Origin of the sequence: Actinosynnema sp. NPDC023794 (assembly GCF_040639675.1) — a bacterium.
GTDB lineage: Bacteria > Actinomycetota > Actinomycetes > Mycobacteriales > Pseudonocardiaceae > Actinosynnema > Actinosynnema luteola.
On record NZ_JBFAFR010000087.1, the window covers coordinates 1 to 5,181 of the forward strand.

Here is a 5,181-nt window from a genome sequence, read left to right on the forward strand (position 1 = left end):
GTCGAGGCGGGCGCCGCGCAGGGTCTCGCCGTCCACGGCGATGACGTGGCGGTATCGGCGTTGTCGAACCGGTGGTGATCGCCGGGCGCGGGTGGTGAGCCAGCCGGCGAGGACGGTGGCCAACAGGTCGGCGTCGAGGCGGGTCAACAGCCGCCATATCGTTGTGGCGGAGGGGATGCGGTCGAAACCGAGCCGATCGCGGGCGTGACGGTCGAGATCCCGCAGCCAGTCGGTGATCGCCGCGAAGGACGACGCCCCGGCCAGGACCGCGCAGACCGCGACCGTGAGCAGTGCCGACAACGGGTAACGGATCCCGCGCGGGTCACGCGGGTCCGGGACCTTCGCCAGGGCGTCCAGCAGACCACCGTGCTCACCATCGGTGACAGGCGCCGGTGAGCCGTCGGCGGAGGGTGTCGTGACGGTCAGTGCGGTGATGAGAGCCGATGCCATCGGCGGGTGAGGTCTTCCTCGGAGTCGTGAAGCGTCGCAACTCCATGATCACCGACGCGATCTCACCCGCCACCATCGCCTCCACGAAGGCCCTCCACGCCCCAAACTCCCAGCTCAGCGCATTGCTGTCTGACTACGCAATCGCCCTGGTCGTCAACCCTGTCGTACCCAAGGCACCACCGCACCGAACACCTCCTGCTACCTGGCGGCCTGATCAACGAGTACGAACCGGTCGCCACCTGAACGCGCCTCAGACCACGTGGCCGACTCCTCATTCCTGGCCGACTCGCTTGACGACCAGGAGTTCGGCTCGTTCGAGCAGCAAGCGTTGACGGCGGATGTGGCTGTTGTGCGGTTCGTGGTCCGAGTCGATGGCCGGGCTGAGCCCGAGCTGCTGAGGCGACCGGCCCGATGATCACCACGCGGGTTGACGAGGCAGTCGGCTGGTGAACCGCCGAGGCGATCAACCCGTTTTGCGACCGCATCGCCAACGTGCTGACGTCGGCCGACCCAACACGTCTACCCGAACCACGCACACGAAGCCGGCGTCCCACGACGCCCTGAACGGCGGTGTGGGCGACCGCCTGGGTCCGTTAGGAACGAGGTGGGTCAGGTTCCACCCAAATGGAGAAGGTGGTGTCACGAGTGCGTTCATGGGCAACGTTCTTGGCGGTGGTGACGCTCGCCGCGAGCGGCTTGGTCGGCATGGCCGGATCCTCTCGTGCCGACATCGAGCAGCAGAACTGCACCGGCACATGGTCGGTGAACTACGACCCGCCCATCACCAACACCCCGACCACCACCAACGTCAAGGTCACCGGCTACTTCTTCACCTGCACGAACCTCCTGGCGCCCAGCGGCGCGTACGAGCAGACTTTCACCGACACCGTGTCGTGCACGCAGCTGCTGCTCTCGGGAGCTACGTCCCGCACCTACAGGTGGAGCAACCCGGCGGTCGAACCGAGCACCTTCTCCTACAACTGGACCGTCACCCGCACGGGCGGCCAGACCGTGATCACCAACTCGGGTCTGATCACCAGTGGCACGTTTGCCTCGGCAAGTGCCCAACAGGTCACCGCACTCGTCACACCCGACAGCCTCCAGTGCGCGGGCACAGGCGTGTCCAGCCTCACCGGCCCCTCCACACTGGTCGTCCTCGGCCTCTGAGGACCGACGATTCGCGGACGAGTCGTTGTCGAGACGGTGCCCGGCTCCTGCGGCACACCGGCACACCGGCACACCGGCACACCGGCACACCGGCACACCGGACGATAATGCGGGATGTCGTGTCCGCTGCTGGTCACCGAGTGGGCTTGAGCACCATGCCGTACCTCGGATCGGCCGGGGCGAACTCGAGGCCGTGAGGACACGTCTTCCCCGTTGCGACCAGCCGACCGCCGGACACGGCGGCGACTATCGCGATTCGCCATCATGAGCCGATCGTCTTGGGCGCCGCTGCTCTCCCAGCAGCGTGATCGGCGGGCAGTGGTATACCGCGCGTGAGTGCTGTTCCCGCAGGGCTGCGGAGTGGTGTGGTGTGAGGTGGAAGTTTGTCTTCCGACGTAACGTCCTACTCGACAGGACGATCCCGTACGTGAGTTGCGCAACTCTCTTCCGTGGTGGCGAACCGGTTCCGCGTAATGCGGTGAGCTGGAAGGAGATCGCTGTGCGTTCAACCAGTGACAGGTCCTCGGTCGGCTCGGTGGCGGCCCTCGCCGTGATGGCCGCGTGGTCGGTCACGGCTGTGCCCACCGCGCACGCCACACCGTCCTGCGACGGACTGCCTGCCACCATCGTCGGCTCTGCGGACGGCGATTCCCTCACCGGCACGAACGGTGACGACGTGATCGTCGGGTTGGGCGGGGACGACACCATCATCGGGCTCGCCGGCAACGACCGCGTCTGCGCCGGGGACGGTGACGACACCGTCTACGGTGAGTTCGTCGTGGTGCCCGACGAACTCCCGGGCGTGCCGGCTCCCGGTCCGCTCGAAGACCTCTCCGACCGCGTGTTCGGCGAGGCGGGCGACGACGTGCTGATCGGCAACTCCGGGACCGCGGTCATCACGGTCTCCGCCGCCTACATCGCCGACAACGACCACATCGACGGCGGCACAGGGTCGGACGTCATCTCCGGGGGGCCTCGACGCGACGGTCACGGCCGTCTCGGGCGGGGTGGTGGGCCTCAACGACACCCTGATCGGCGGTGACGACCCGGACACGATCTACGGCTTCAGCAGGACCATCACCGTGGGATCGGGCACGGGCCTGGCCGGAGCGGTGTTGATCGGGAACCTGAACGACACCATCTCGGGCGGAGGGGGCGGCGACACCATCTACGGCGACGCGCAGACCGCGAACCTGGGCATCAGCGCGCCGGTGGGCACCGAGACCTCCAACGACAGCATCTCCGGCGGCGAGGGTGACGACGTCATCTACGGCGATTACGAGAACCTGAACTCCGTCTGGGGCGCGAAGTCCGTAACCACCGGCCATCGCGACACCATCGACGCCGGACCGGGCAACGACGTGGTCCACGGCGACGCCAAGAACGGCAACGTGAACTTCATCGGCCTGGGCACCGGCAACATCGACACCGTCGACGGCGGAAGCGGCGCCGACACCGCCGACGCCGGTCCGAACCTCGACACCTGCACCGACATCGAGAACAGGACCAACTGCGAACTGTGACCCCGACCGACACCGCGGCAGCGACCACCAGCGTTCGCCGGCAGCGCTGGCAGCGCCGCACAAGGCCCCCGGCACCTCGGTCCGTCGTTCCCGGCGTCCTTCATCGCGCAGACCAGTGCCGCGTCACGCAGCCCTCGGCCAGCTGATCGGTCCAGCTGCGGATGGGTGAGTCGGTGATCAATCCGGTCGCGGGGTCGGATCGTGCGTCGCGTCGGCGGATGTAGGCCGCGATCGCGGTGCTGTGCTCGATGTGGCCGAGGTGGTCGGTGCCGTCGGCGGCACATTTCGCTGGGCGCTGGACTCGACCTCGATCCGGTTCAACAGGCTGAAGGAGGTCGGCGGGCACGCCCGCTCGACGGCGTTATCAGCGGCCCGGTCGTGGGTATCGGGTCGGTGTGGGACGAGAGTCGTCCATCAGCAGGTAGAGGCGTTGGCCTGGCCACCGGGTGCAGGAACTTGACGCGATCGTGGAACTCGGCGTGGCGATGCGGCGTCGGGTCCGTTGATGGCTCTTCCCAGTGGTCAGGTCGAGCGCTGCGGACACCAGGTGGAGGTGATCTGCCGTGACACGTCGCCGGTATGTGGGATGCGAAGCACCGCGACGGGGCCGTGGGCGGGCAGGTGGTCGCGGAGCTCGGACAGCGACCGCTCCGAAGATCCACCCGATCGACTGAAATCCGACGTTCCGTGAGGACCGTCGTGCCGCGGCGGTGCGATCGTCGCGGCATCGTCCGGTCGACCTGTGTCGGAGGTCTTGATGAAGCGATCCGGGGTCAGCCGGCTCTTCCGCCCGGCCGTGGCGCTGTTCGCCGCGGTCGCGTTCGTCGTCCTCCCCGAGCACGGCGGTGTGCTGCTGGCCCAGCAGGACTGCTTCGACCGGGCGCGGGAGCCCTACACCTCGGTGGTGGACAGCCACCTGCACTTCCGTCCCTTCGGCGGACCTGCGGTCCCGTTCACGCAGGTGGTCGAGTACCTGCGCCGCAGCGGCGTGCGCTACGCCAGCGTCAACGGCATCGGGCAGGCGTTGCCGGTGGACTCCGAGTGCACCTACTACCTCGACTGTCCCGGAACGCCGGTGACCCCGAGCATGAAGAACGACTTCGCCAACGCCGTCGAGTACGCGGCCGTCAAACCGGCCCAGCCGCGCCTCGCGCTGGCCATGACGTTCATGGACCTCAGGCGACCCGAGGCCGTCCCGCCCGGCATCACGCTGTACGACAAGGAGTTCCCGGGCATGTTCCGGTGGGCGGGCGAGGTGAACCTGGTGAAGCAGGCGCTGTTCCCCAACGGTCACCAGGCCGCGACGATTCCGGATATCGCCGGTTGGGCACCGTTCATGCGGGTCCTGCGCCAGCGCGGAATGCCGATCACCATCCACTCCGACCTGGGCGACGACGCCGAGCCGACCAAGTACCTCCACTTGTTCGAGGAGGTGCTGCGCCGCTACCCGGACAACCAGGTCGTGTGGGCGCACATGGGACTGTCCAAGGAACTCACGACGATCCCCGCCGACGAGCACATCCGGATCCTGCAGCGGCTCCTGGGTCGGTACCCGAATCTGACCCTGGACCTGAGCTGGCGCGTGCTCGAAGACCTCCACTTCAGCAAACCCGGGGCCCGCAGGAAGTACGCGACACTCCTGGACGCACACCCAACACGTGCCGTGCCGGGAACCGACTTCGTGGCCTCGGCCAACAAGAGCTACGAGGTGTACGCGCAGGAGCTGGAGGTGACCAGCCGCATCAACAAGGAGCTCGGCGACGAGGCCTTCCGCAACATCGCTCTGGGACAGAACTACTTCCGGCTGCTGCACATCGCCGACCGAGCACCGCAGATCTGCCTCACGTGACCGACGCCGGCTCGGGCGCCCGCCGCTGTCACCGTGGTCGATGTGGCCGTCGACCCTTGCCGGGCCAGTCGCTAGCCTGGACGCCTCCGAGAGGAAGGGGTCTGCTGCACGAGTAGGTGACAGTGGTAGTCACGCAGCCTGACTGGCTGGCGTGGTCATGATTGCTTCGTATTCGACGGGGGTCAACCTGCC

At 67.5% G+C, this 5,181-nt stretch carries 6 protein-coding genes; 4 read left to right on the forward strand and 2 right to left on the reverse strand.

The window, feature by feature from the left end; translation table 11 throughout:
* On the reverse strand, positions 1 to 450 hold a 450-nt coding region (locus AB0H12_RS45060), incomplete at its 3' end, for a transposase family protein (RefSeq protein ID WP_499632913.1).
* A gap of 624 nt (positions 451 to 1,074) precedes the next feature.
* Here AB0H12_RS45060 and AB0H12_RS45065 point away from each other — a divergent pair.
* The 3 genes from AB0H12_RS45065 (at position 1,075) to AB0H12_RS45075 (ending at position 3,140) form a co-directional block, all read left to right on the forward strand.
* Positions 1,075 to 1,617 (forward strand): hypothetical protein, encoded by a 543-nt coding sequence (locus tag AB0H12_RS45065; protein WP_499632915.1) that lies wholly within the window; start codon positions 1,075 to 1,077, stop codon positions 1,615 to 1,617.
* 370 nt (positions 1,618 to 1,987) lie between these two features.
* Complete coding sequence (locus AB0H12_RS45070; protein WP_499632917.1) at positions 1,988 to 2,659, forward strand: calcium-binding protein; 672 nt, start codon at positions 1,988 to 1,990, stop codon at positions 2,657 to 2,659.
* Positions 2,628 to 3,140: a hypothetical protein gene (locus AB0H12_RS45075; RefSeq protein WP_499632919.1), complete on the forward strand. Its 513-nt coding sequence runs from the start codon at positions 2,628 to 2,630 to the stop codon at positions 3,138 to 3,140. Before AB0H12_RS45070 ends, AB0H12_RS45075 begins: the two co-directional genes overlap by 32 nt.
* 100 nt (positions 3,141 to 3,240) lie before the next feature.
* Here the strand turns inward: AB0H12_RS45075 and AB0H12_RS45080 are convergent, their stop codons facing one another.
* Positions 3,241 to 3,486 (reverse strand): hypothetical protein, encoded by a 246-nt coding sequence (locus AB0H12_RS45080; protein WP_499632921.1) that lies wholly within the window; start codon positions 3,484 to 3,486, stop codon positions 3,241 to 3,243.
* A gap of 411 nt (positions 3,487 to 3,897) precedes the next feature.
* Here AB0H12_RS45080 and AB0H12_RS45085 point away from each other — a divergent pair, with 411 nt between their 5' ends.
* The gene (locus AB0H12_RS45085; RefSeq protein ID WP_499632923.1) at positions 3,898 to 4,989 is read left to right on the forward strand and encodes an amidohydrolase family protein; all 1,092 of its coding nucleotides are present in this window, start codon (positions 3,898 to 3,900) and stop codon (positions 4,987 to 4,989) included.
* Positions 4,990 to 5,181: the final 192 nt, after the last annotated feature.

Bases quoted from the DNA above. Each gene is read 5' to 3' on its own strand.
- AB0H12_RS45065 (WP_499632915.1), top strand. From the start codon at position 1,075: ATGGAGAAGGTGGTGTCACGAGTGCGTTCATGGGCAACGTTCTTGGCG.
- AB0H12_RS45085 (WP_499632923.1), top strand. From the start codon at position 3,898: ATGAAGCGATCCGGGGTCAGCCGGCTCTTCCGCCCGGCCGTGGCGCTG.